Here is a 2,666-nt window from a genome sequence, read left to right as displayed (position 1 = left end):
GGGCCGGACCGTGCGCGGTCCGGCCCCGCCGGCATGTGTGGGTACGGCTCAGGCGGCTTCGGGCTGCCTGCCGTCGTGCAGGGCGATCGCGCGCTGCATCGCCTTGCGGGCGCGCGGGGTGTCGCGGGCGTCGTGGTAGGCGACGGCCAGGCGGAACCAGGTGCGCCAGTCGCCGGGGGCGGCCTCCGTCTCGGCCTTGCGCCGGGCGAAGACCTCGTCGGCCGAGTCGCGGTCGATGCGCCCGCTGGGGGTGCGCCTCAGCTCGTCGACGGGCAGACCGCCCTCGGCGTCGAGTTCGGCGGCGAGCTGGTTGGCCCTGCGGACGAACTGCGTGTTCTTCCACAGGAACCACAGGCCGATGACCGGCAGGATCAGCACCGCGACGCCGAACGTGACGGTGAGGGGCGTGCCGGTCTCGATGAGCAGCACGCCGCGGCTGCCGACCAGGACGAAGTAGACGACCAGGACGGCGGCCGTGAGGGCGTAGGTGAGCTTCGCGCGCATGACGGTCAGGGGCTCAGCTCAGGTCCAGGAAGTGTTCCAGCCCGAAGGTCAGGCCAGGGACGCTCCCCACGCGACGGGCGCCGAGCAGGATGCCCGGCATGAAGCTGCTGTGGTGGAGCGAGTCGTGCCGGACCGTCAGGGTCTCGCCCTCGGCGCCGAGCAGGACCTCCTGGTGGGCCAGCAGCCCGCGCAGCCGGACGGCGTGCACCGGGACGCCGTCGACGTCGGCGCCGCGGGCGCCGTCCAGGGCGGTGGTCGTGGCGTCGGGGGCCGGGGCGGTGCCGGCGGTCCGGCGGGCCTCGGCGATGAGCTGGGCGGTGCGCGTGGCGGTGCCGGAGGGGGCGTCCACCTTGTTCGGGTGATGCAGCTCGACGACCTCGACGGACTCGAAGTACGGGGCGGCGAGCTGCGCGAACTTCATGGTCAGGACGGCGCCGATGGAGAAGTTCGGCGCGATGAGCACGCCGGTCTCCGGGGACTTCGCCAGCCAGCCGTTCAGCTGCGCGAGGCGCTCGTCGGTCCAGCCGGTGGTGCCGACGACCGCGTGGATGCCGTGGCTCACGCAGTAGTCGAGGTTGGCCATGACCGAGTCGGGCGTGGTCAGTTCGACCACGACCTGGGCGCCGGTCTCGGCCAGCGTCTCCAGCTTGTCGCCCCGGCTCAGGGCGGCGACCAGTTCCATGTCCTCGGCGGCCTCGACGGCTCGAACGGCTTCCGAGCCGATCCGGCCCTTGGCGCCGAGGACCGCCACGCGCAGCTTGCTCATCTCTTGTGCTTCCTTCACCAGGGGGTTCGTCAGGCGACAGCGTCGTGCAGGCGGGCCGCCTGTTTGTCCTTCAGCGGGCCGATGACCGACAGGGAAGGCCGCCGTCCCAGGATCTCGCGGGCGACCGAGCGGACGTCGTCCGGGGTGACCGACGTGATCCGGGCCAGCATGTCGTCGACGGACATCTGGTCGCCCCAGCACAGCTCGCTCTTGCCGATACGGTTCATCAGCGCGCCGGTGTCCTCAAGACCGAGGACCGTGGAGCCCCGGAGCTGGCCGATGGCGCGCCCGATCTCGTCGTCGGACAGACCGTGCTCGGCGACCTGGTCGAGTTCGTCGCGGCAGATCTTCAGCACGTCGTGCACCTGGGAGGGGCGGCACCCGGCGTAGACGCCGAAGAGGCCGCAGTCGGCGAAGCCGGAGGTGTACGAGTACACGCTGTAGGCCAGGCCGCGCTTCTCGCGGACCTCCTGGAAGAGGCGGGACGACATGCCGCCGCCGAGCGCGGTGTTGAGCACGCCCAGGGCCCAGCGGCGCTCGTCCGTGCGGGCCAGGCCCGGCATGCCGAGCACGACGTGCGCCTGCTCGGTCTTGCGGTCGATCAGTTCGAGGCGGCCCGCGGTGCGCAGGACGCGCCGGCCGCTGCGCGGGGCGACGGGCTCGGCGCTCGGTTCCCTGAAGGCTCCGGCCTTCTCGAAGGCGGCGCGGACCTGTCGTACGACCTTGGCGTGGTCGACGTTGCCCGCGCAGGCGACCACGAGGTGGGTCGGGTCGTAGTGCTTCTTGTAGAAGCGGCGGATGCGGTCGGCGGTGAGGGCGTTGACCGTGTCGACCGTGCCGAGGACCGGGCGGCCGAGGGGGTTGTCGCCGAACATCGTGTGCGCGAACAGGTCGTGCACGCAGTCGCCCGGGTCGTCCTCGGTCATGGCGATCTCTTCGAGGATCGCGCCCCGCTCGACGTCGACGTCCTCCTCGAGGATCCGGGAGCCCGTCAGCATGTCGCAGACGACGTCGATGGCGAGCGGCAGGTCGGTGTCGAGCACGCGTGCGTAGTAGCACGTGTACTCCTTCGCCGTGAACGCGTTCATCTCGCCGCCGACCGCGTCGATCGCGGCGGAGATGTCCAGGGCGGACCTGCGGTCGGTGCCCTTGAAGAGCAGGTGCTCCAGGTAGTGCGTGGCGCCGTTCAGGGCCGGGGTCTCGTCGCGGGAGCCGACGTGCGCCCAGATGCCGAAGGTCGCGGAGCGGACCGAGGGCAGGGTCTCGGTGACGATGCGCAGGCCGCCGGGGAGGGTGGTCTTGCGGACCGTGCCGATGCCGCCTGTGCCCTTGATCAGGGTTTGGGTACGGGCGACGGCCCGCGCCTCCGAGGAGGTGCGGGCCGTCGCCTTGGAGC

General features: G+C 71.8%; 3 protein-coding genes. All 3 read right to left on the bottom strand.

Annotation, left to right across the window (positions count from 1 at the left end):
• Positions 1-48: 48 nt before the first annotated feature.
• Positions 49-504 (bottom strand): hypothetical protein, encoded by a 456-nt coding sequence (locus ACFT4A_RS42360; RefSeq protein ID WP_382842038.1) that lies wholly within the window; start codon positions 502-504, stop codon positions 49-51.
• A 13-nt stretch (positions 505-517) separates the two neighbouring features.
• The gene (gene dapB / locus ACFT4A_RS42355; RefSeq protein WP_382842036.1) at positions 518-1,270 is read right to left on the bottom strand and encodes a 4-hydroxy-tetrahydrodipicolinate reductase; all 753 of its coding nucleotides are present in this window, start codon (positions 1,268-1,270) and stop codon (positions 518-520) included.
• Positions 1,271-1,299: 29 nt separating this feature from the next.
• Positions 1,300-2,666 (bottom strand): M16 family metallopeptidase (locus tag ACFT4A_RS42350; RefSeq protein ID WP_382842033.1); only part of this gene is annotated, 1,367 nt, incomplete at its 5' end.

It is taken from the genome of Streptomyces sp. NPDC057099, from assembly GCF_042671245.1.
GTDB classification, from domain to species: Bacteria; Actinomycetota; Actinomycetes; order Streptomycetales; family Streptomycetaceae; genus Streptomyces; species Streptomyces purpurascens.
This window is presented reverse-complemented; position numbering and strand designations above follow the sequence as displayed.

Bases quoted from the DNA above. Each gene is read 5' to 3' on its own strand.
- ACFT4A_RS42360 (WP_382842038.1), bottom strand. From the start codon at position 504: ATGCGCGCGAAGCTCACCTACGCCCTCACGGCCGCCGTCCTGGTCGTC.
- dapB (WP_382842036.1), bottom strand. From the start codon at position 1,270: ATGAGCAAGCTGCGCGTGGCGGTCCTCGGCGCCAAGGGCCGGATCGGC.